At 64.4% G+C, this 21,801-nt stretch carries 15 protein-coding genes; 4 read left to right on the top strand and 11 right to left on the bottom strand.

What is annotated here, in order from left to right; translation table 11 throughout:
• Window positions 1-191: 191 nt before the first annotated feature.
• The 3 genes from HB662_RS30025 to HB662_RS28090 all read left to right on the top strand — a co-directional run bounded on the left by HB662_RS30025 (window position 192) and on the right by HB662_RS28090 (window position 5,512).
• Window positions 192-1,820: a glycosyltransferase family 29 protein gene (locus HB662_RS30025; protein ID WP_168055278.1), complete on the top strand. Its 1,629-nt coding sequence runs from the start codon at window positions 192-194 to the stop codon at window positions 1,818-1,820.
• A complete protein-coding gene (locus HB662_RS28095) occupies window positions 1,820-4,192 on the top strand; it encodes a glycosyltransferase (RefSeq protein WP_168055276.1) in 2,373 nt (790 codons plus the stop codon). The genes HB662_RS30025 and HB662_RS28095 overlap by 1 nt, the downstream gene beginning before the upstream one ends.
• 72 nt (window positions 4,193-4,264) lie before the next feature.
• On the top strand, window positions 4,265-5,512 hold the full coding sequence (locus HB662_RS28090; RefSeq protein ID WP_168055274.1) for a polysaccharide pyruvyl transferase family protein: 1,248 nt from the start codon (window positions 4,265-4,267) through the stop codon (window positions 5,510-5,512).
• A 69-nt stretch (window positions 5,513-5,581) separates the two neighbouring features.
• Here the strand turns inward: HB662_RS28090 and HB662_RS28085 are convergent, their stop codons facing one another.
• The 11 genes from HB662_RS28085 to HB662_RS28035 all read right to left on the bottom strand — a co-directional run bounded on the left by HB662_RS28085 (window position 5,582) and on the right by HB662_RS28035 (window position 19,565).
• On the bottom strand, window positions 5,582-7,552 hold the full coding sequence (locus HB662_RS28085; RefSeq protein ID WP_168055272.1) for a DUF6716 putative glycosyltransferase: 1,971 nt from the start codon (window positions 7,550-7,552) through the stop codon (window positions 5,582-5,584).
• A 30-nt stretch (window positions 7,553-7,582) separates the two neighbouring features.
• Complete coding sequence (locus HB662_RS28080) at window positions 7,583-8,416, bottom strand: hypothetical protein (protein WP_168055270.1); 834 nt, start codon at window positions 8,414-8,416, stop codon at window positions 7,583-7,585.
• Window positions 8,409-9,443, bottom strand: a complete 1,035-nt coding sequence (locus HB662_RS28075; protein ID WP_168055268.1) for a GSCFA domain-containing protein — start codon at window positions 9,441-9,443, stop codon at window positions 8,409-8,411. The genes HB662_RS28080 and HB662_RS28075 overlap by 8 nt, the downstream gene beginning before the upstream one ends.
• A 67-nt stretch (window positions 9,444-9,510) precedes the next feature.
• Window positions 9,511-11,592, bottom strand: a complete 2,082-nt coding sequence (locus HB662_RS28070; RefSeq protein ID WP_168055266.1) for a glycosyltransferase — start codon at window positions 11,590-11,592, stop codon at window positions 9,511-9,513.
• Window positions 11,593-11,640: 48 nt separating this feature from the next.
• Window positions 11,641-12,651: a hypothetical protein gene (locus HB662_RS28065; protein WP_168055264.1), complete on the bottom strand. Its 1,011-nt coding sequence runs from the start codon at window positions 12,649-12,651 to the stop codon at window positions 11,641-11,643.
• A gap of 58 nt (window positions 12,652-12,709) precedes the next feature.
• Entirely contained in the window at window positions 12,710-13,384 is a 675-nt protein-coding gene (locus tag HB662_RS28060) for a hypothetical protein (RefSeq protein WP_168055262.1), read from the bottom strand.
• Window positions 13,384-14,562 carry an acylneuraminate cytidylyltransferase gene (locus tag HB662_RS28055; RefSeq protein WP_342449605.1) on the bottom strand — a complete coding sequence of 393 codons (1,179 nt, stop codon included), beginning with the start codon at window positions 14,560-14,562 and terminating at the stop codon, window positions 13,384-13,386. The genes HB662_RS28060 and HB662_RS28055 overlap by 1 nt, the downstream gene beginning before the upstream one ends.
• Window positions 14,563-14,711: 149 nt before the next feature.
• The gene (locus HB662_RS28050) at window positions 14,712-15,590 is read right to left on the bottom strand and encodes an N-acetylneuraminate synthase family protein (RefSeq protein WP_168055260.1); all 879 of its coding nucleotides are present in this window, start codon (window positions 15,588-15,590) and stop codon (window positions 14,712-14,714) included.
• Between the two features lie 151 nt (window positions 15,591-15,741).
• On the bottom strand, window positions 15,742-17,343 hold the full coding sequence (locus HB662_RS28045) for a hypothetical protein (protein WP_168055258.1): 1,602 nt from the start codon (window positions 17,341-17,343) through the stop codon (window positions 15,742-15,744).
• Between the two features lie 254 nt (window positions 17,344-17,597).
• Window positions 17,598-18,341 carry a glycosyltransferase family 25 protein gene (locus HB662_RS28040; RefSeq protein ID WP_168055256.1) on the bottom strand — a complete coding sequence of 248 codons (744 nt, stop codon included), beginning with the start codon at window positions 18,339-18,341 and terminating at the stop codon, window positions 17,598-17,600.
• A gap of 45 nt (window positions 18,342-18,386) precedes the next feature.
• Window positions 18,387-19,565 carry a tetratricopeptide repeat protein gene (locus HB662_RS28035; protein WP_168055254.1) on the bottom strand — a complete coding sequence of 393 codons (1,179 nt, stop codon included), beginning with the start codon at window positions 19,563-19,565 and terminating at the stop codon, window positions 18,387-18,389.
• Window positions 19,566-19,874: 309 nt separating this feature from the next.
• Between HB662_RS28035 and HB662_RS28030 the strand changes: the two genes are divergently transcribed.
• The coding region (locus tag HB662_RS28030; RefSeq protein ID WP_408871691.1) for a tetratricopeptide repeat protein at window positions 19,875-21,801 on the top strand (1,927 nt) is incomplete at its 3' end.

Genomic DNA, 21,801 nt, shown 5'->3' with positions numbered 1-21,801 from the left:
TCACATTTACGACCGGGCCGAGTTTGGGATTATTTGTCTCAATCGACCAATTTTAATTTCTGCCGATGCGGCATGTAGCTTGCTTCCTGGGTTGCGCCTGCAGAACCCACAAAAAATGTCATGTGCCGTCAGGGCTGCCGCGTTCGACAAGCCAAGTCTATGCGCGGACGCCTTATTCCAAGGAGATTCGCGTGGACCTTGAAGCACCTACTGCGCCTGACGCGCCGACCAATTCGGGATTGACCAGATTGGTGCCACTTCTTGCCTGGGCGGCAAATGCGATGCAGCCGGAGGCCCGGACCCGGCCCGAGACGGCTGATCTGAAAGTATGGCGCTCGTTGGAGAGGCAGAAGCTGCTTCTTTCCAAGGACATCACGGCAACCTACCAGACCCTGGCGCAACGCAGCCCCGGCACAATCGGCCCGCAGGTCCGCTTCGAAAGCAAAAGGCTATTCGAGCGCCTGCTGGAATGCGGCGTGCTCGCACTGCGCGCCAAGGCGCAGGATGCCGCGCTCGCGCTCTATGGCTGTGCGCTGGCGCTGAACCCGAACTCGCGTGCCGCCAATTGGGGCATGGCCCAGTCCTTGGCCCGGCCGGCTGAGAATGAACGGATCGTTCAGCACCTGCGGATCGTGCTGGATTCGGGGCCTGGTGGCGTAGCCGATGCGGCCAACAACCTGCTCATCTCGGTCCAGCAGGAGACGGCGCTGCGTCTGCAGCTCGCGCGGACGGTGCGCACGTTGGGAAGCCGGAAGGTGCCGCGCAAGACCCCAAATGGGAGAGCGGTTGGCCTTTGGGCTCGCGTGCAGGAGGCGCAGGGGCTCGGGGACCATGAAGCGGCGGCTTATTTCTGCGGCATGGCCGTTGACGCAATGTCCGACGACCAGCTGATCGAGTTTGCCGCAGAGATTTCCGACATAGCCTGGGCGGCGAAGGAAACGGAAATCAGCTTGGCTATCACACGTGCCCTATGCGCACTTCGTGAGAAGCATTCGCCCGACCAGATCCCGCGGGTGCCATTTCGCGCCTTCAATTTGTACGATCTGCGGGAATACGTATTCGGCAAGCGCGTCTGCCTGGTAGCGAATTCCGGTGCCCTGCGTGGCTCCGGCATGGGCGCCTTCATCGACGGCCACGACATTGTGGTCCGCTTCAATTCCTTCGCCATCATCCCGGAAGACACCGGCGCCCGAACTGATATCCACGCAGCGATCCACAAGCACAGCTTCAACCTCGAGGTGCCGGTTCATCTGCGGCTGATTTTCTCGGGAGATCCGAAGGCCTGGCGCATCTTTATGCGCACGTCGATCACGCCGAGTGCCCAGGATTTTGTCGGCGACATCTCGATGCGCTGGCCGGTGCGGGATGCGAAGCTGGTCAATGATCGCTCCGGACTGGGTCTGCCGACCAGCGGCTTCAACATGCTGCGCCTGCTGCATTTCCTCGGCGTCTGCGGGGAGATCAACCTGGTCGGCTTCGATTTCTATCGCGAAGGAATTCTGCGGGTCCCCGAGGCGGAGGCGCTGCCGCTGGCTGAGGCGCATAACGTCTCCGACGAGGAGCTATGGATCCTGCAACGCCAGATTTCACATGACGGCATCACCCGCTCCATCGCGGTGCGAGAGCCGGAAGCGGTCGCCGTGGCGATGCCTGACCCCGAAGCTGTTGACGAAGCTGAGGAAGTAGCCGGCGTGGCGCTCGACGAGGCCGTGCCCTTGGCGGCCGGTGAGGTCGAGGCAGATGCGGCCGGGCTCGCGGATCCAGTCGAAACAACGGAAGCCAGCGGTAGAAACTATCTCGAGACGGCAGGAGTAGTCTGATGGCGCGCAGCGTTTGTTACTGTTCCTTCGTCGACCAGACCTACATGCCTGGGTTTCTGACCCTCCTGAAAAGTCTCGTGGCCAACAGCAGCGACAGCCTGTTTCCGTTCGTCGTGCTGCACGACGGGCTGGATGCGCAGTCTCTGAAGTCGATTGCCGAGATATATCCGCCGGTGACCTACAAGGCTGTGGACAAAACGCTCTATTCGGATTTTGTCCGCGGTGACCGCGGCAATTACCTCGTGGAAAAGGCCTACTATATTCTCGAGGCCTTCCTGATCCACGACTACGATACGGTCATCACGCTCGATACGGACATGATCGTGCTCGGCAGCATTGGCGAGCTGGCGACCCACAACTCCAATGTGTGCGCCGTGCCCTCCTTCTACGACAATCCAGACGGAACCAAGCTGAACAGCGGGCTCCTCGTGTTGCCGCGCAAGGTGCGTGGGCGGAGTGCCTTTGAGGCGCTATGCCGGCTCGGCCGCAGTGGCGCCTATGAGCTGGACAAGCACGACCAGGGGATCCTTTCGGCCCATCTCGACGGCAACTTCACGCGCCTCGATGAGTCCTTCAACTTCGTCAAGCGACGCATCCGGGCAAAGCTCGTTCCGAAATCGGTCCGCATTCTGCATTTCACCGGGCCGGTCAAGCCTTGGGCCGGTACCGAGGTCGGTTATGAAAAGGCCGAGGCGCGCTGGCACGCTCTCAACGTCGCGCCACAGAAGCTGTGGTCCGACTACGTGCAGCGGCACGGCGACAAGGGCGACCCTGATTTCCTGATGCCCTTCATCGCCAGCAGGCTCGCGGGCCTGCCCTACGACCGGGAGACCGCGGCGGAAGGCGCAGCCCTGGCCATCCGTTTCGGACGCTATGACCTGATCGACGTCATTGTGGGGCGGGATACGCTACGGCCGGGCAAACGGCTGTCCAACATCCTTCTCTACAAGGGCATCGAGGCCAGGGTGCGGGGGCGCTTCGCGGAATCCGAACGTTGGCTGCGCCATCCTGGACTGGCCGATCCGGGCCTCAAGGTCCGCGTGCTGGCCGAACGGGCAGAACTGCACTGGATCGACGGCAAGCTGGATCTCGCGCGCGAGAGTGTCGAGGCGGCACGCCGGCTGGATCCGATCGAGCGGCGGGTGCAGAAGCTGGGCGAGCGCATCGACGTCTCCAGCCGGCTTGCACAGGGCCGCGCCATGCCAAGCACGCCGGGACAGCCACGCCTGACCCATGTGGCCTTCTACATGACACCGAAGGGCAATGCCGGCGATTACCTGGTGCCTGAAAGCGTCCGTTGGGCGCTGACGCATGCGGTCGGTCCCTCCGTCTGGGAGGGCCATCACGCGCATCAATCCTTTGGCCCGGAACAGGTCCAGGCAGCGGCTGGGACGAATGCCGTCGTGGTTGGTGGCGGCGGCCTGTTCATCCCGGACACTGCGGCCAATCTGGTGTCCGGCTGGCAATGGAACGTCGCGGATGCCTCACTGCGCGCGATGCAGACGCCGCTGATCCTGTTTGCCGTGGGCTACAACGTCTTCTTCGGCAAGGACAGGTTCTCCCCCGGGTTCGACCGAAGCCTCGCGCTTCTCGTGCAGAAGGCCGGCTTCGTCGGTATTCGCAACCACGGTTCGATCCGCCAGCTGCGCAAGCGCCTGCCCTCGCACCTCCATGAGAAGCTGGTCTTCCAGCCCTGCCCAACCACCGTCACTCGCCATCTTCTGCCGGACCTGGTCCCGGCGCGGAGTCCTGGCGGGTTCGTCGCCCTGAACTGCGCCTACGACCGCAAGGATGCGAGGTTCGGGCAGAGCTATGCCGCATTCCTGGCCGAGATGGCGCACCTGATCCGCGGCCTGAGCGCGGAGCGGGAGGTGATCTTCTATGCCCATACGGTGTTGGACGAGGAGTTCCTCATCGACATCGCTTCGGCGGAGCGGATTCATCTGCCATGCCGCCGGCTGTACGACATGTCGGTCGCGGAGATTCTGGCGGCCTATTCCGCGCCCTCCGTCGTCGTCGGAATGCGAGGCCATGCCTCAATGATTCCGTTCGGATGTGGCACGCCTATCGTCAGCCTGATCTCGCATCCGAAGATGGGGTATTTCCTCGACGACACGAAGCTGCGCGAATGGGGCGCCGATATTTCGCAGCCAGGTTTCGGGGAGCAGGCACTTCAGGCCTGCCGCGACATCTTCAATGACGAGCAGCGTGCCGCGGCGACGGTCGATGCGGCACAACAGCGGCTCTGGACGATTACGCAGGAAAATCTGGCGGTCTGCCGGGAGCTGATCCTGGGCCCGGAGGCGGCACCGAATTCAAATTCGGATACGCCGTCCGTCGCGTCTGATGCGAAGCTCATGCCAGCCCACTGAGCATCCCGTCAGGCAATAGCAAGCCATAACGTTCGGGAGGTAACTCTCCCGAATGAAAGGTTCGTCTGCCCGATGTCCGATGAAATGCCGCTTCTGGCCGAGCCGCGGTTCGGCCTCAGGCATCAGCAGTTTCTCACCGCCCGCGCGAGCATGCGGGATGGGCCGCCTTTTCCGGTATTGGTCAACGATACGCGGACCCAGAACAATATTGGTTGCCGCGTGACGACGGAGGGCGTCCTGGCCCTGATGGAAGCGTATGGCTTTCCTTCTGGCCACAGCATCACCCTTTCCGAGCTGGTGGACCTCAGCAAGGCCGCCCTGCAGGAGCGGCACAACGAGGGGAGCCTGGATGTCGAAGGGGTTCTGGAGGCTGTTCAGGCAACGGCCCAGTACGGCAGCCTCGCCGCGCTGCTGAAAAAAGCCTCGCTGGTCGTCGTCAATGGCGAAGGCAGCTTTTACGATCGCCAGCTCAAGGGACTCGCGACGCTGGCGGTCGCCATATTGGCGCGAGAGACACTGGGGAAACCGGTGGCCATCGTTAATCAGAGCGTGGTGCTGGACGACCCGCTCATGGCAGCCATGGCAATGCGCGCGTATGATTCAGCCGATGTGGTGGCATTCCGCGAACCCATGTCGCTAGATCGCCTCGGACAGCACAATGTCAGGCGACCGATCCTGGCAGCGGATACGGCCTTCCTGCACGCCTTCGCCACCCCTGCGGAAAGGGTCGAGGCCGTGCCAGCCGGCTTGTTCCCGAACCTGTATCTCGCCGGTCGGTTTCCCGTGGGTACCGTATTATTGGGTGGCAGTTCAGCGCTGTTCCGGGCTGATCGCCCTCCGTTTACCGGCTACGCCTTTTATCGTGACCTGGCCCAGGCATTGCTGCAGCGAGGCCATCCGGTCGGACTTTATGCAGCAGACGCGGCCGACGAGCGCATGCTATCGGCGTTGGCGGTGGAACTGGACCTCCCGATGGCATCCGCGGCTACCCCGCCGCAGGAAGTCCTGGCATTAATGAATGCGGCATCCTGTTATATTTCCGGACGCTGGCACGCTTCCATCCTGGCTGCCTGTGTGGGCACTCCCCCGATCCTGGGAAGCGCCAATTTCTTTAAGACTCAGGCCCTGCACGAGATGTTGGAACTGCCCTGGAAGATGTTCGATTACCACGATCTGGAGCATGATGCGCAGAGTATACTCCAGACGGTCGACGCCATTTTCACGGCTGGTGACGAGCTTCGCTCCCAGATCCGGCAGAAGGCGACGCATTGGGCGCACACCGCACATCTGTGGGCGGAGGCATGTTGTACCCGTGGCTAGAGCATGCGGCTTGGCGTCTGCAGGCCCCGTAATCGACAGCACGGGCAAGCCCCGCCTCGCAAGTTCCGACTATGCCGATTCTGCTTCATTAATCGGCACCGCGCCCGCCAAGGTGGTTGTGTCGGCCTGAAGCCTGTACTCGGCTATTTTATCAGCCATGGCGGGCTCCAGATCAGCCCTCAGCCTTGCGCCGTATTTCGGCAAGCGCAACGAGAAATATAGATCCAGAGCTGCCGGCAGGCGATCAAGTCCAAGCAAAGCGCTCAGCATTATATCCCCCACCCTGCGAATTGAGTCTGGATTCCTCCGGACGCTTTCGTTGCCGAGAACGACGCAGTAGACGAAATTGTGCGAGGCAAGCGCATCCTGCGCGTATCTGGTGAAATCCTTGTTGGGAAGCGGCCGTATTTCCCTGTCTTGCCATCCGTCAAAACCGGGAATCAGCGGATCTGTATTCAGCCTGGTGGTCGCGCGGACCATTCCTCGAACCGCCCGCCGGAGCAGCGCAAGGAGCTTCGTATTGAGCGGTGCTATTTGCAGGCCGGACATGATATTGTCCGCGGCGGAAAAATATTCATTTCGAGCAAGGTGCGCAATGGCAATCTCGCGATAAAGCACGTGGGATGCGGCTTCCCGCAGCGACGCCTGATCGAGAATTTCGATGACTTCCGAATGGCGCCCCAGGCCGTTCAGAAGAAGCGCGAGCTTTGATTTCGTTCGCCCGGATTTGTCGCCGCGATTCAAGCTCTCATAAAGCAGGGAGGCGGCAAGACCGTTCTCGCCGGACGCTTCAAGCGCATCTGCCTTTTCTATGTAATTTGCAGGAGAGAATTTTGTCGAGTTGAACAGGAGTCGCGCGATCTGGGCTGATGCGATCTGCTGCTTGCCGCGAGCAAAGCGAAACTCGTCGCTGAAGGTAACCGCCAGCGACCTCGCATGCGAGTACTCCGTGACCGGTTGGAGAGATTGGCGGGCCAATTCAACAGGCTTGATTCGAGACCTCAGGTCTTCGACATGCCGCAAGGACGGCGTAATCATGTTGGCGACCCATCGTTCATCGACGGCCGCAATTTCATCATTCATAAGCTGGCTGAAGGTAATGACCGAGCCGCATTTTGCGAAAGTGGCAGTCCCGTAATTATCGCGTATGCCGAAATCCGCAACGATTATGAACGGTATTCCCGTAGCATACGCCTCGATCGCCGCGGTTGAGCTGATGGTTACCAGAAGGTCCACTTCTTCGAATAGCTCGGTTATGGGGCGATAGTCGAATACCAGATTGGCTGGCCTGGTCGCCACTTCTATGTATTTTTCATAGAGCTTCTGGTAGTGGTGCGGCTCCCGGTGGAACGTGTCCTCGCCGATCCGCGTCCGCGGTTTGAAAATGACTTTTCTGTCGGGGTGCCGGTGGGCGTATTCAACCAGGCGCAGAAGAAGATAAAACCGCTCCTGCTGCGTCGATGGGACCGTAGGTTGGCCCGCGAAAAGGATGGTTCGAGGGGAAACACAAGGCTGGACTGGTTTCAGTTCTGGGATCAAGGGCAGCCCAAAATCCATGATCCGGCGATCTGCATCACCTGCATAGACCGCGAGCGCGTTGACGAACAGAGCGCGATCCGACGCCCCATTGGCCAAGATAAGGTCGCAGAGCCGCCGGTAAAGAATTCCGCCAAGATGCCCTTCGATGACGACTCCCACATAGCCCGTGACGATAAGAGGGCGGCGTGTCCGGCCTTGTTCCGCCAGACCTTCCAGTCTTTCCAGGAACAGGATGCAAAAGCGCTCGATCTGGGCGCCGTTCAGCGCGACGAAGACCGCGTCGAAGTCGGACAGATAATCCGATCGAACGAGATTTTCCATTCGGTAGGTGCTGTAGCTCAGATTTTGCAGATACTCGGCCGTCTGCTCATCAGAAATCTGGTTCTCTCGAACATCTATGACGATGATCTCGGAGATGAAATCATCGCCCAGCAGGGCACTCATCATCCTGGCCCATTTCAACTGGGAGTCGAAGGACGCCAGGAAGGCAACTCTTTTCATGCGCAATTCTTGCCTGCTGCCTGCGGATATCTATGATGCATGGATGCCCAATGCGGCGACTGCGGAGCTTATCACCGCAGCCCCGTATTCCAGGCCCATGTGCCCGATATCCGTTTCTTCAAAGAGCGTGTCGCCACTTGGCTTCATGCGTACCGCACCGCGCCGCAGGCGATCATGGGTGAAGGGTGGACTGGCACGGGTTTCGGGGGGCTGCGGAATGAAAACGGCATTCACCGACCTCGCAGCGAGGTGTGCCTGTGCCGCGAAGCGTGCAAGCAGGCTGGCCCCATCAGCGTCGCTGGCCAGGTGCCGCCATAAGGCGGCTTCCGGGCCCTTTGCGGCGGCCTCGCTTGGCAGAGGGTCGGGCACCAAAAGCAGCGGCTTCGGCGTCGCTTCCCGGATTACGCCTGCCAGGGCCAGGCTCTGCGAGCCTTGGACCAGGCCTTTCGAGGCCGCCTCGAAGGCAGCTTCGGACAGCAGGCGCTTGAATGGCAGGGCCTTGGACTGTGACAGCGTCCGGTTGGTGCCATACAGCCGGGCCAGGGAGGTGAAGCTCAACCCCAGGCCGACCAGCAGGAAGGCGTCATAATCTTCGAAGACCACCTGGCGCAGGCCGCCCGAGGTCCAGGCGAGTGTGGCTTCCACCTTCGGAACATGATCGGCGCGCAATGCACCGCCCACGCGCCGCAACTGGGCAATGCCATCCCACATCGCGCCGAACCAAGTGGCCTGCACCGCCGGATACGCCGCGGCACAGAGCCCCCAGCCGCTGCGCAGGGCCGCGAGGTGCGAGTTGCCGATGGCGCAGAGCCGCAGGGGCCGCCCCCTTCCCGGCATCCCGGAGGCTCGAAGATCTTCAGTCACCGAAGGCTTCCAGCATCGCCTCCTCGCAGACCACCGGGCGCGCCTCCGCGGGCACTGCGTCGGTGGCGGCGGCGAGCCTGGGGTGCTGGCTGAAGAAGGCCTGCATCACCGCATCGACGCCCGCCCGCGTCACGGCGCGGCGATCCTCCTCGTAGAAGCGTCCGCCTGTGAAAGGCGCCGTGATGATCTCGTAGGATGGGAAGTAGTCGATATCCTCGTGCCGTTCGGATAGCGCCCCGGCCACCGCGCGCAGCACGGATTTGGATCGGACCGTGGCCGCCAGCACATGGGCATCTGCGGCCGTCGCAGCCAGCGGCACCGGCGAGACAGTCAGCAGGAAGCGGACCGAGGGATTGGACTTCCGGAAGATCGCACGCACCGCCAGGAAATCCGCCAGGGTCTCTTCATAGGTGAAGTTCCGGAAGGCATGGATGGCCGGGTCGTAGCTGCCGGCGAGGGTGCCGGGCGCGGTGGGGTAGACGGTGCCGCTTTCGGTGTGCAGCCAGGCCTCGGTCAGGCCGAAGGTGAAGACGAAGACGTCGGTCTGCCGAATCATGGCACGGACCTGGCGCAGATGCTGTTCCCGCAGCGCCTGCACCTCCTCCACACTGTCGAGCCCCTCCGGCTCCACATTGGGGCGCAGCGCGTCGTACCAGCGGCCATCCCGCTGCCAGGCAATATCGGCCGGCCGGAACTTGCCGCGCGCCTGCTCCAGCAACTGCAGCAATTGGCGCGCCGTGTAGATGTTACCGAAGCGGGCGGCGAACAGGCCGTAGCCAAAGCGTGCCTGTGCGGGCCCATCGAGGCCACGCGGAGGCGGCTCCGTGTCGAGCACGGTGTAGCCCTGGCGCCGCAACCGGCCGGAGATGTGCTGGGCGAAACACGACCCTGCCGTGGCGATGCGGTCCGTGGGCGCGATGACGAAACGGCGGCGGTAGAGATCCTGCAAGGCCTCCGCCGGCTGCTGCCCGACACCGGACCGCCAGAAAGCCCGGGGCGGCAAGCCTCGGTAGGGGTGGCCACGCATTGATCGCTCCTCGGCCGATGGCCGCCAGCATCAGCTCATACGGCCATGTCAGCGCATGCTGTGGCCCTCAGGTCGTGGAATAATCCTGCAATTTCCCCTTGGGGACGGTCTGCAGCGCACCGCCCACGGTGCAGTCGATGAACTCGATCCCACGCGCGGTGAGTTCTTCCGTGACCAGCTTATAAACAAACTGTCCACGCCCCTCCTCGGTCCAGGTCGAGGTCAGGCTGTCCTCCCTGGTTTCCGCGGATGTATGCTGTGACATATCGTAGAAATATTTCGAGGTGGTCCCGGCCTGATTGTAGTTGGAATCGCAACCGACCAGCAGGATGCGCTCGAAGCCGAGCTTCACCGCAGCTGGAATTGCCAGGCTGATGACTCCGGTGCGGCCATCGTCCAGGAAAGTGTCGATATCGGCATTGAAGCGGCCGACGCGGTCGATGAAGCGCTTGAACGGCTTCTCGAACAGCCCGTAGTTAATCTCGAATTCCTGGTGGAGATTGATGGATTCGAGATACTCGCGGAAATAGAAGGAGGTCCAGAGGGCCGGGCGATGCTTGTGCGCGCGCAGTTTGTCCAGGTAGCCCGCGGGAAAGCACGGCTCCGTGGTCGACCAGCCACCGAACAGCATGTGCGAGCCCAGGACCAGATGGTCAGGCCGCACCACGTCGAAGCCCTCGTGCAGCACGAACCAGTTGAAGGCGAATTTCTCCAGCCCCTCAACCAGCGTCAGGTCCGTTTGTGCCATGGAGGGGCCGTTGCCAATCATCACGCAGGTGCGGCGCCCTTCCACGGTGGAGTCGAGGCGTACGGGCACGGCGCGGCGATGAGCCTTGGCATGGTCGCGATAGGATTCGACCCGGGTATGGAACATCATGTCCCGGTAGGCGTCGACCCAGGGCTTTGGAAATTGCAGCGCCTTTGAGGCGCTCGGCTGAAGATGGTCCGCCGCGACGTAAAGCCGGCTGTTCCAGGGCTTTGGCCCGGCAAAATGAATGACCGAGATGCCGTCCGGCTGGCCATTGAGGAATTTGGCCAGGTATTTGACGTTGCAATTGTAATTCAATGGCAGGTAGCGCTTGGGTTTGTCGCGCAGATAGATGTTCCAGATCTTCTGATCCGAAAATCGATCAATGGCCGGGCAGACTTCGGCCGAGGCATGGGCCAGGACCGCATCACGAAATTCGGCATAGGCCTGAGGGCCGGTGCGATCCCCGGGAATGCTGATGACCCCGCTGTTGAAGACCCAGTCGCCGGTGAAGGCGGAACGGGCGACATATTCACGGTCGCCGCAATCGTAGCAGATGTTGTAGTCGTCGCCGTCCCAAAGCTCGGACAGGTCATCGAGGATCAGGATATCGGAATCCAGCAGGATCACACGCTTGAAACCCGTGAGTGCCAGGCCTTCCATGTTCATGTAGCCAAGCTTGCCGATCCGCTTGTGATTGTCGGACATGGCAGGAACCTGCTCGAACCAATCCATGTTCGGCTCAAGGAAAATCAGGTTCGCGTAGAAGCTTCGCAGCCGTGTCTGCACGAAGCTGTTCAGCGTGCCGTCATGGCAGATGTGGATGGGGCTGGTCAGGTCGGGATAGACCCGCAGCAAGGACAAGATCAGCCCTTCGAGCCCCGGCAGGAACTTTGCATTCGCCACGGTCAGGAAGGCGATGTCCGGACCGGGCGTCTGCCGCGGCCGCGCAGCGCGGCGCATGGGCGGGATCAACCGCTCTCCCAGCAACTCCGCCTCACGGATCGCCAACGGCAATCCCCGGGCCTGCTTGCTGCGGATGTCGGGCAGCCGTGCGGCGCGGTCAGCTTCGAGCGCGAAGACATCGAGTTCACCAATGTCGCGTGGCGGCGGCGCCTTCACGGACTCGCCGCGCGCCGCGGAAGCCAGCTGGCTCTCGAGCATCTCGATACGAGACTTCAGTTCGTCGCGCTGCTTGCGAACCTCGTCCCTCTGCTGCCGCGCAACCTCTCGCTGCTGGCGCGCTTCGTCTCGTTGGCGGCGGAAGAACTCCGCCCCCGGATCGTCTGCCTTTGGCGCGGCTGCAGGCGCTTTGACGGGCGCAGCCTCGGCAACGATGTGCAGGGTTCCTGCTTCGCTGCGGACGATCAAGGGCAACGGAGCGGGAGAGTTCGCCGACATTGCTTTATTTGTCCTTAATCTACCATCTGTCGTATTTGCGTATTTTACTTATATGGTCGCAGTAAGGCTATCACGGAGTTCGGCAATGCCCCGCTGCCGCAGGAAAGGTTCCAGCATCGCGGCGGCGGTGGCCACATCGTCCTCCGCCTTGTTCTCCTGGACGAGGCGCGCATAGCCGACACAGAACTCCGCGACCTCCGGCGCCGACCGCGCCGCAAGGCGAGCGGCTTCCAGCGCCTCGGCCGCCGCATTCTCCCGGCGCAGCACCGTGGCGCGCAGGTGTTGCCAACCAGGGTTGGCCCAGCCGGCTTCCGCCTCGACCAGGCGCATTGCGCGCTTTCGTCCCGACTGGCCGCGCCCCATCGCAGAATGCGCTTCGTGGAATGCGGCATATTCGCGCGGCTTGCCGTGCGCGTAGGGCAGCGAGACCACATTCTCGTCGATCAGCGTCCGCAGCGCGTCGGCACCGCGTTCCAGCAACACGCCGAGCGCACGCTTGCGGCGGAGATAGGCAATGCCGTTGCTGCGGCAGGGCAGTTCGACGATCGTGCCGTAGGCCGGCTTGAGCGTCTGTTCGCCCCCCAGCATGGCGGCCGCCGCCGGATCCCAGGAGCAGAGCGCCGTGACGCCCATCTGCTGGGCCGGGAAATCACTCGCCAGCTGGTCGACCTGGCCCCAGAAGGGATGCCGCAGGGCGCCGGCCTCCATGAAGCTTTCAGGCACCGTGAGCGGGCCGACGGCCAGCAGCCGGGACTTGGGCAGCAGCATGTTGGCCAGCAGCGCCACGGAGGCTCCCGCGCCTTCGCCAACCAGGTAGACAGGCAGTTCCGTGCCCAACCCGCGCAGCCAGCAGAACAGGCTGTCGAGGCTCTCGACAAATCCGGGAACGCCTCTCCCGAAGGCGCCATCCGGATCGTCGAAGCGAACCACCGAAGCGGGGCCGGGGGTTTCGCTGCCACTCGGCGCATCCGTGCCAAAGGCGACGAAGATGCTGCGCGCACCGGGCCGCACGACGATCTTGTGGTTGCGGCCGCTGCCGGCTTCCAGGCTGCGCGACAATGGCGATTGGGGCGCAGTGTTCCTGCTCGATGAGGTCGAGGACATTGGGCTGCGTCCCTTACGACTGATACCAGAACAAGGATTGCGGCGTGACGCGCCGCAACTGGCTGGGACTCAGGCCTGCCGCCTCGACAACGCGATCGCGGATCTGCTGACCGAGGCGAACGCGGCATTCACGGCCGAATTGACGCCGCACGATGCTGGCAAAGGATGGTGTCTCCGTGCCAGGCGATGCGGCGGCGGCGAGGGGCGCGCTGATGACCCTTCCCTGCTCATCGACGATGTCGCCGCCGAACAGCAGCGAACCTCCAGGGCGCAGCGCCTGGCTCAGCGATTCCAACACCGCCGGAACCGCCGCACCGATATCCATCAGGCCATTCGCAATGATGATCAGGCCGTAGGAGTTCGGTGCCAGAGCCTCCGCCTGCCCTGCCGGCTCGAATTCATGAAACGGTAACTCGCCTGTCGGCGCCGCCATCCCCGGCACGACGGTCGGGTGATAGTTGCTGCCCAGCAGCGCGTAGAAGCGCCGCGCGGATACCGCGGTCGGCATGTGGTGCAGCACCGCGCCACCGGCCTGCAACAGCTTCAACTCCGTCACCATGACCCAGAGAATGCGGTCCGCCACTGTCGAGCCGCATCCATCGCACTGCATGTCAGTCACCACCCCGGCCCCGCAATACGGGCAGAAGGCCTTCGATGTTGCGCCTCCGAAGGTTGGGGTGATCACCATCAATGCTCCTGCGTGCCGGCACGTGTCGTCGGGCGATGCTCGAGCAAGAACTCGGCCAAGGCACGGATCGCGCCATGGCCTCCATTCTGCTTCAGGACCAGCGCTCCGGCACGAACCGCCCGGTGCGCATCCGCCGGCACCACGGCCAGCCCCGCCGCGTTGAGGCAGGCGGCGTCGTTGATGTCGTTCCCGAGATAGGCGACTGAATCCCAGCCCAGGTTGCGCTCCGCGAGCCAGGCCGACAGCGCGCCGAGCTTGTCCTCGATCCCTTGGAGGCAAGGCACCTGAAGCTTGCGCGCGCGCGCCGTGACCACCGGGTTGCGTTCCTTGGACAGGATCAGCACCTGGAACCCCGCGCGGCGCAGCATCTCCACGCCCATGCCGTCGGACCTGCTGCAGAACACCGCCTCGCGGCCATCCTGGTCCACCAGCACGCGATCATCGGTGTGGACGCCGTCGAAATCCGTCACCACCACCTGGATGCGCACATGCGGCGGCAACCTCGGGCGATCGAGTACCGTGGCCATGGCGTCGCACAGCAGCAGGTCGGCTTCCTCATCGATCTCGATGTGGGGCGCCGCCATCGGCACCGGCACCGCCGGCCCACAGAACCTGTTGCCGCTGGCCCGGAACGGCGCGACGCGCATGGCGTAGAGGGCGCCATTCTCGCGGAACTGGGGCGGCAGTTCCTGGCGCATGCGGCGGCGCCCCGTGTGGTCGTGGTTCACCCCGACGCCGAAGCCCTGGTCGTCCAGGCCCCAGAGAAAGCCGTGATCCTCCACGACGGAGAGCGCGCAGGCGGCCTTCCTTTCGTCCATCGCCGCGATCAGCGCATCGATGTCCGGGCCCGTGGTGAAGGGCGAGGTGCATTGCATCAGCACCACCACATCCGGCAGCGCGCGGCCGCCGGCCTCGAGAACATCAAGCGCGTGCAGCACCGCCGCTTCGGAGGAGGCACGGTCCCCGGATATCTCGGCGGGACGCTCCACGAGCACCGCGCCGGCGGCGGTCGCGGCCGCGCCGATTGCCGCATCATCGGTGGAGACTAGGACCAGATCGACACAGGCGGCGGCCCGGGCGGCCTGGACGGCCCGAACGATCAACGCGCGCCCGCCGACGGGTCGAAGATTCTTGCCGATGATGCCCTTTGATCCGCCTCGGGCCGGAATGACGACCACAGCTCGCAAAGAGGTCACAAGGACGCACTCCAGCCGAAAGGCCTGATCACTCGACCAGGCCTAGACGCAACAGACTGATGAGATCTTCGAAGCCCTGATCCAGGGATGCCCACGCGGCGGCCGCGGGCATTCCTGGGTGGCAACCGAGACTACTGGGCGGCCACCTGGTTGGCGGGTTCCCACTTGAGCTTGCGCCGCGTGGCTTCCTCGATCTCGAGGATTTCCGTGCGCTTGTAGGTCAGCGCCTTGTTGACGTTGACCAGGTCGCGCTTGAGCCGGCGCATGCCGTCGGGCTCCAGCGAGGCGGCGTGGTCCGTGCCCTTCCAGGTACGGTCCAGCGTGAAGTGCCGCTCGATGACCGTGGCACCCAGCGCCATCGCCGCGATATCGGCGGCAATGCCGAGGTGGTGGCCGGAGAAACCGATCTCCCGCACCCGCGAGCCATACAGCTCCTTGAAGCGCGAGATCTCGAGCAGGCACAGATCCTCGAACGGCACCGGATAGCCGGAGGTGCAGACATACAGGACCACGTCCTTGGCACGGCCACGCTCTTCATAGAAGCGGACCACGGACTCAACCTCGGCCGCCGAGGTCATGCCAGTCGAGACGTGCAGCTCGCCCGGGTAGTTGGCGCAGAGCCATTCCTGCAGTTCGAAGTGCAGGTTGGTCGCGGACGGGATCTTCAGGAATGCCGGCCGCAGCGCCGCCATCTCCTTCGCGGAGGTCAGGTCCCACACAGACGTGGAGTAGATAACCCCCTCACGCGCACAGACTTCCATCAGTTCCGCGTGCTGGTCCGGGGTAAATTCCAAGGCCTCGCGATGCGCACCATAGGTCTCGCCATAGGCGTTCGACGGCACCGGATGCGGCGCATGATACTGAGTCGGGCTCAGGAGCTCGACATTATTCCTCTTTTGAAACTTGACGGCGTCCACCTGACAGATCCGGCCAGCAACGCCAATCATCTCCTTGGCCAGGGCAAGACTACCCTTGTGATTGCAGCCGATTTCCGCGATCAACTTCGCCATATCTGCCTCCTGACATCCGCACAAAAAAGCTCTTAGTTTGAAACAAAAGCAACCGAGCGTCTTTGCCCTGTCCGTCGCTCGGCTTATCGCGCAGAGCTGTGCGGCGCGCAAGCAAGGAGTGAGTATGCATATTTTTGCTCAACCGGCAGCCTCATAGCGCGATCTCGCCTGCATGCAGCACAAGACCTGCCATTCCTTGCTGCAAAGCCTGCCCATTCAGAAGGCAGTTGCGCATCTCGACGCGGCGCAACCTCTGGCTGTCACTTCGTCCTGCAACAATCGCCGGTCGTGTGCTGCCGGCCACGGTCTGGACGAGAAGGTCGCGGCACCTTGCATCCCACCTCAGATCATCGGCCGCCCTTGGCACATCATCCCGCAAGGCGCCTCGGGGAAAGCCCTCGATCCGCCCCGACAGGACCAATCCGCTGCTGGCCCGGCGAAGGACACCGAGGTCCGGGGTCCGCAGCGGGTCCGACGCAGCCCCTGAAAGCTCAAGCCGCAGCGTGCCTGCGCAGGCATTGATCGAGACCGCCGTACGCCGCCGGCGCGTCGCGGCCGCCCGCCCCATGCCACGAGCGACGATCTGCCCTTCGATGGTCGCGACGTTGGAAGCGCCCAGCGCCTCCGGCCCTCCCTCGACCACGACACCGGCCGCGAGCGTCAGGCGTCGCAACGGGCAGGCGGCGCTGCGGGTGGCGCGGATCGCATAGACGGCCATGTCCTTCAGGATCACGTCTTCCAGCAGCAGATGCTCCGTCGCCGGCTGGCCCGGGAACGCCGAATCATTGATCTCCGTGCCGATATCGATGCCCTTGCCTTGGAAATCAGAACCTTCATCACCTTCGGCCGCCTGCAGCGGGCGGCCCCGGGCACGGAGCCGGCGGATGGTGAAGCGCGCCGGGCCGCCGAGATTCATCAGGGAGCCGTTCCAGGCGCCTTCCGTGGCGAAATCCTCGATCACCACGTCGCGGGTCTGCGGGCCCATGATGTTCAGCGGCGAACTGACACCGCGCTGATCAGCGCCCGTCGGCCCCCGCAGCCGGAAGCCGCGCACGAGGAGACGGCGCGCATCATGCACGAACGGCCCCTCGCGGAAGGTCGGGTGCTGCAACACCAGGTCATGCAGTTCCACATCCTGGCAATCGGCCACCAGAAGTGGCCCGCGCCGGCCATAGGCGCCGTGTATCGGGGTGCGGGTGTCCCAATGGCCGGCAAAGCCGGTCAGCACCACGTCACGCAGCGCGCAGCTGCGGGCGCCCCGCACTTCCAGCAGGGCCGCGGCATGCGGGTCCTCTCCTCGCTGCAGGCCTCGGCCGACGCGCTGGAGGCCGCCATCGAGCGTCACGCCAACCAGGGAGAAGGACTCGGCACCGACCGATTTCAGGACTGGTCTGCTGACCGGCAGGCTCGGATTGGCAGCCGTCGGTCGCGGAACACCGAGCAGCCTCGTGCGCCCTGCCCCCTCGCCACGAATACGCAGGATGCGATGGCGCACATCCGGACAATGATGATCCAGCGGGTCGCTGATTTCCCCGGGCGCCGTCGAGATGATGATCGTGCCAGCCCCGAGCAGCAGGTCTGTGCCGCGTGACGCGGCGGCGGACAGCGCCTGACTGAAGGCGTCCGACGCATCCCCGCTGCGTGACGATCGCAGGAAGTCGGCCAGCCTTATGCCGGAGCGCTGCTGAGAGAGGGCAGGCATGGCAATTGGAAAAGCGGCGGCGGCGGCAATAAAACCTCTGCGTCCAAGCATCGCGCCACTCCATGGCGGTCCACGGGGGGACCGAAAAACATCCAGATCCGCGTCGATCAGAGCAGGCATCGCTCGACGATGAAGAGGCTGCCCCGGGCTCTGTGTCTGGATTCCAGGTTGCAAGGAAGGTTCAGCGACGGCTGCTGGATTTGTGCCGGTCGCAAGCGCCCAGCAATGCCGGGCTTCGTGAATATCCTTGCCCCGTTATGAGCGGCGCATAGGATATTCATTAATTCATGCTGGCCATTTCGGCTTCAGGCGAGTTCCTGGTCAATGCTGGTACGGGAACTTTTCGTGCCGATTCGCTCGGCGACGAGGTGGGGCGCAAAGCAGAAGGCCACCAGTTCTTCTCCCTCGACCGCAGGAGGTCCGGCGTGTTTCAGTTGCAGCGCCATGGGCTTTGGCCCCCGAATGTCCGCCAGCGCAAGCTGGTTGATCGACTTCATGCAGATGAAGGCGTCAACATGCCTGCTGATCGGGCCATCCGCCAGCATTTTTAATAGCTTGCGGGAACCGCTCCGGCTGAGGAAATAGCCATCCGCGCCAGGATTGGAGAGTCCGTTCGGCCGCCTCCTGATCGCCTCCATGAAGGGAAAGAATTGGCTCGGACTGTCTTTTTCCCGCAGGTGGGCACACAGGCGGTTGTTCACGAATATTATGTCATACGAGTCCGGCGTAGCATTGACGTCAAAATGCGCAAGCCGGGGAGATAGTACGACGTCATCCTCCAGAATCAGAGTATGCTCGAAATCAGAATCCGCGACTATTTCCCACGCCCGGACATGGCTCATGAAGCAACCAAACGTTCCGGGAAATTCGTTTGCATAATTTCGGCCCATCTTGAATTTCTTGAGCAGGAAATTCGGAACGTGCCGTCCGTTCAGGGCCTCCACCCTCCTGTGTTCGATACCCTGCTTCTCAAGCTCCTGGGAAATGGGAAGATAGCGCGCGCTATCCTTGTCTAGGCTTATCGTCAGTACCTGAAAGCCGCTTCCCACTCACCGTCCCTCCCCTGGTGGAGCCTCGAAATTGCGTAGGCATTTTTACATGTCCTCCCCCGGCTCTTCCAGACTGGAGATGGCCACGGCCCGTCCTTCCAGAACCGCGGCACGCAATGATTTGCCCCTGGCCAGACGCGGCCGGATGGCAATCGCCGTATCGAGATGCGCCAAGGCGCGCTCGTAATCACCCGCCCGCGCCCGCAATATTCCGAGCGCGCAGAGCGCCGCGTAATGCTTCGGGCGGATCTTCAGGCATCGTTCGAATGCCGCTATCGCTTCCGCTTCGCGCCCCAGCCGCATCAACAACTGGGCGTGCGAAGTCTGCAGCGTGATCGAAAGCGGTGCGAGCTCGGCCGCCTTGCCCGCCGCAGCCTCCGCGGCCGCGACGTCGCCGCGGCGCGTGGCCAGCATGGCGGCGACATCGTACGGCACGGCCCAGTCAGGCTCCAGGCGCTGCAACCGCTCCGTCCATTCCTCAGGCGCCAGGTCCGGCTCGGCCAGATACAGGGCACGGGTCAACCGATCCAGGATCGCCTTGACGCGCGGCGCCTCGCAGCGCCGGTCCAGCGCCGCCGTAAGCGTGAAGGCCTCGTCCCGCGCAAGCCCCGAAAGCGCGACGGCCAGATCGCCATTCCCCGCGATCAGATTGGAGGCCAGGTGGTCGCGACCGGCCACCGGGTACTGCACATCGCCCGGCAGCGTCACCACACGCGTTGCGTTCCAGACATCGACGATGTCATCCGACCCGAACAGGATGTGGGTGGCCGGCCTGTGCCGGTTCTTGATGCGGAGCAGCGGCGCCAGGTCGAAATACGGACGATCGGAGAAGTCCTCCGACGGGGTATGTGGCAGGCGACGATCGATGATGGTCTGCGGCGACATCGCAAACACGGCATCGACGCGCAGCAGATGGCCGAACAGCAGGGCCGCGTAGCCCCCCATGGAGGAGCCCATGGTCACGCGGCGCAGCGGTCGCAGCTCCGCCAGCACGCGGCCCAGATACGCGACCAGGGCCTCCGGAGAGTCGACGCCGCTTCCGATGCCGCGCTGGAACCAGCAGTCGAACGGATCCCTTACATAGATCCGGGAGAATGGGAGTTTCTCCAGATTCTTGTAGAACGAGAAGCCGTTCGAATTGACCGATGTAAACGCAATGATGACCGGCGCACCGGGGGCGAATTCACGGACCTCGAGGGCATCCGGAATATTAAATTCACTCATATCGCCCCGGGCGCCGAGGAGCGCTGCCAGTCGGCATTACGTATGTCCGCATCGAACGCTCACCATCCTCTGGGCTCTTCTTCCAGGAGCTAATCCCTTTTGCTTCCGGGATAACCCACTCTTCCACGACCAGGGTTATCCGTGCGACTGATGAAGGCAATGGCATCCCCTCTCCACCCGCCCCCCCGCCCCGCCGAATTCTACGCCAAAGAACTCAGGGCCCTGCGCAGCGCAGGACGACTTCTAGCATTGCGGGAACTGCTTGAGGAGGCACTGACGTACCACCCGGCTCGCAAGGATTTCAACGCTTTGCGGGCCAATCTCCCGGCCCTGGAGAATCAACCGGCCGATGCGGCGTCGGAGTGGCTGGAGCGTGGCCCCCGGCTGGGCCTCGTGCATTGGCGGTTCCATGCGGCCCGCCACCTGGCCTGCGCCGGGGACATGGATTGGGGTCGCACCGATCCGCTCTCGGATGCCCTGGACCCGCTGTTCCTGCGCGATGCCCTGCCGATGCTGGACTCGCCCCTCCAGGCGCCGCTGGCCAGCGCCATCGCCTCTCATCTGGCGCGGGAGGCTCCCGGCTTCGGGCCGGAAGCTGCCCTGGCCTTCCTGCGCGGGGCGGAACGCTTCCTGCGGCTGGCGCCGGATGGCCTCGGGGATCACCCGGAGACGGTGACGCAGTTGGCGGCCGCGGCCCGCGGCCTGGCGGCCCGGGCGGACCTGCGGGACAGCCTGGCCGGCGCGCCGGAGGGTCTGGGCCTGCTCCTCGCCAGCACCTGGCCGGACCGCCCGCCGGCGGATTTCGGCAGCGACCTGCCCGCCGCCATCCTGGCCGCCTGCAACGGGCCCGTCGCGGCCCGGCTGCTCGGCCCGGCGCGGCTGTCCGGCCTGATCCGGGACATTGCCGGGCTGGGCCTGCCGCTGCCCGCCGCCGCCGCGGTGCCGCCGGCCCTGGTGTTCCTGCTGGCGGCGGATCCCCTGCCCATCCTCGGCCGGCTGCAGGCCGCCGGCGGCACCGCGGCCCTGGCCGTGCTGGTGCCGAAGCTGCCGGCCGATGCGGCCATCCTGCCGCTGCTCGGCCACATCGCCGAGACCACGGATGTGCCCGCCTTGGCCGATGCCTGCCTGACGGCGCTGGAGCCGGCCCTCGGCGCCTATCTGGCGCTGCTGCTGCGGCTGCGGGCCGAGGGCCGGCTGGGGGCGGATGCGGCCTTCGGGCCGGGGCTGCACGGCCTGCTGCGGCGGGCCGGTGCGCCAGGCCTGGCCAGCCCCACGGCCGCGCCGCCGCCGGCGCCGCCCGCCTCCCCCTGGCCGCGCCGCGCCGCGGCCGAGGCGGCGGGCGATGGCGACCTGACGCGCGCCACCGAACTGGGCGAGGCGCTGGCCGATACGCTGGACCACCAGGGGCTGCGCGCGCTGACGGCGCGGATGGTCGCCGCCGCGCCGCACGACCCGCGCACCGGGGTCGCCGTCGCCCGCCTGCTGCGCCGTGCCTGGATGTGGGAGGAGTGGTTCGCCGCCTGCCACCGGCTGGAGGAGGTGGCGCCGCGTTCCGCCCCGGCCGCCGTCGAATGCGTCTTCGGCGCCATCGATGAACGGGACTTCGGCCGTGCCTGGGATGCGGTGCGCCGTGCCCGGCGGCTCGGCGCCAGCACCGCCGCGCTGCGCGCGGAGGCGCGCGTGCTGCATGCGGAAGGCCGGGTGGAGGAGGTGCTGGCGGCGTGGGAGGCGGTCTGCGCGCAGCCCGATGCCGGCGCCTCGGACCGGCATGACCGCATCATCTGGCTGTTCGGCGCCGGCCAGGATGTGGCGGCGGAAGCCGCCACGGCGCAGGCCCTCGCCCGCCATCCGGCAGAGCCGCGCTTTGCCATCAAGCTGGCCCAGGCCGCCGAACGCCGGCGCGACTATGCGGCGGCGGCCATGGCATGGGGCGCCATCGCCGCCCGTCCGGATGCCGCGGCGGATGCGCTGCCGGGCCTGTTGCGCTGCCTGTGGATGCAGGAGGATCGGGCGGGCCTGGCCGCGGCGATCGAGGCCTATCGCCGCCCCGATGCTGCGCATGACCTGCTGTTCGGCCTGCTCGATGCCTGGTTGCGTGGCGAGGCGGCGGGCCCGGCGGCCATGGCCGAGGCGGTTGCGGCGCTGCACCGGGCGACGCGCGCACGGCTGGCCGAGGCCCGCGCCGCCTGGCGTGCCGATCCTGGCCTGGTGCTGCTCGCCGGCCAGCCTGTCCCGC

Origin of the sequence: Falsiroseomonas frigidaquae, from assembly GCF_012163145.1 — a bacterium.
Lineage (GTDB): Bacteria > Pseudomonadota > Alphaproteobacteria > Acetobacterales > Acetobacteraceae > Falsiroseomonas > Falsiroseomonas frigidaquae.
Note: the sequence above shows the minus strand (reverse complement) of the source record. Positions and strands in the feature narration are given on the sequence as shown.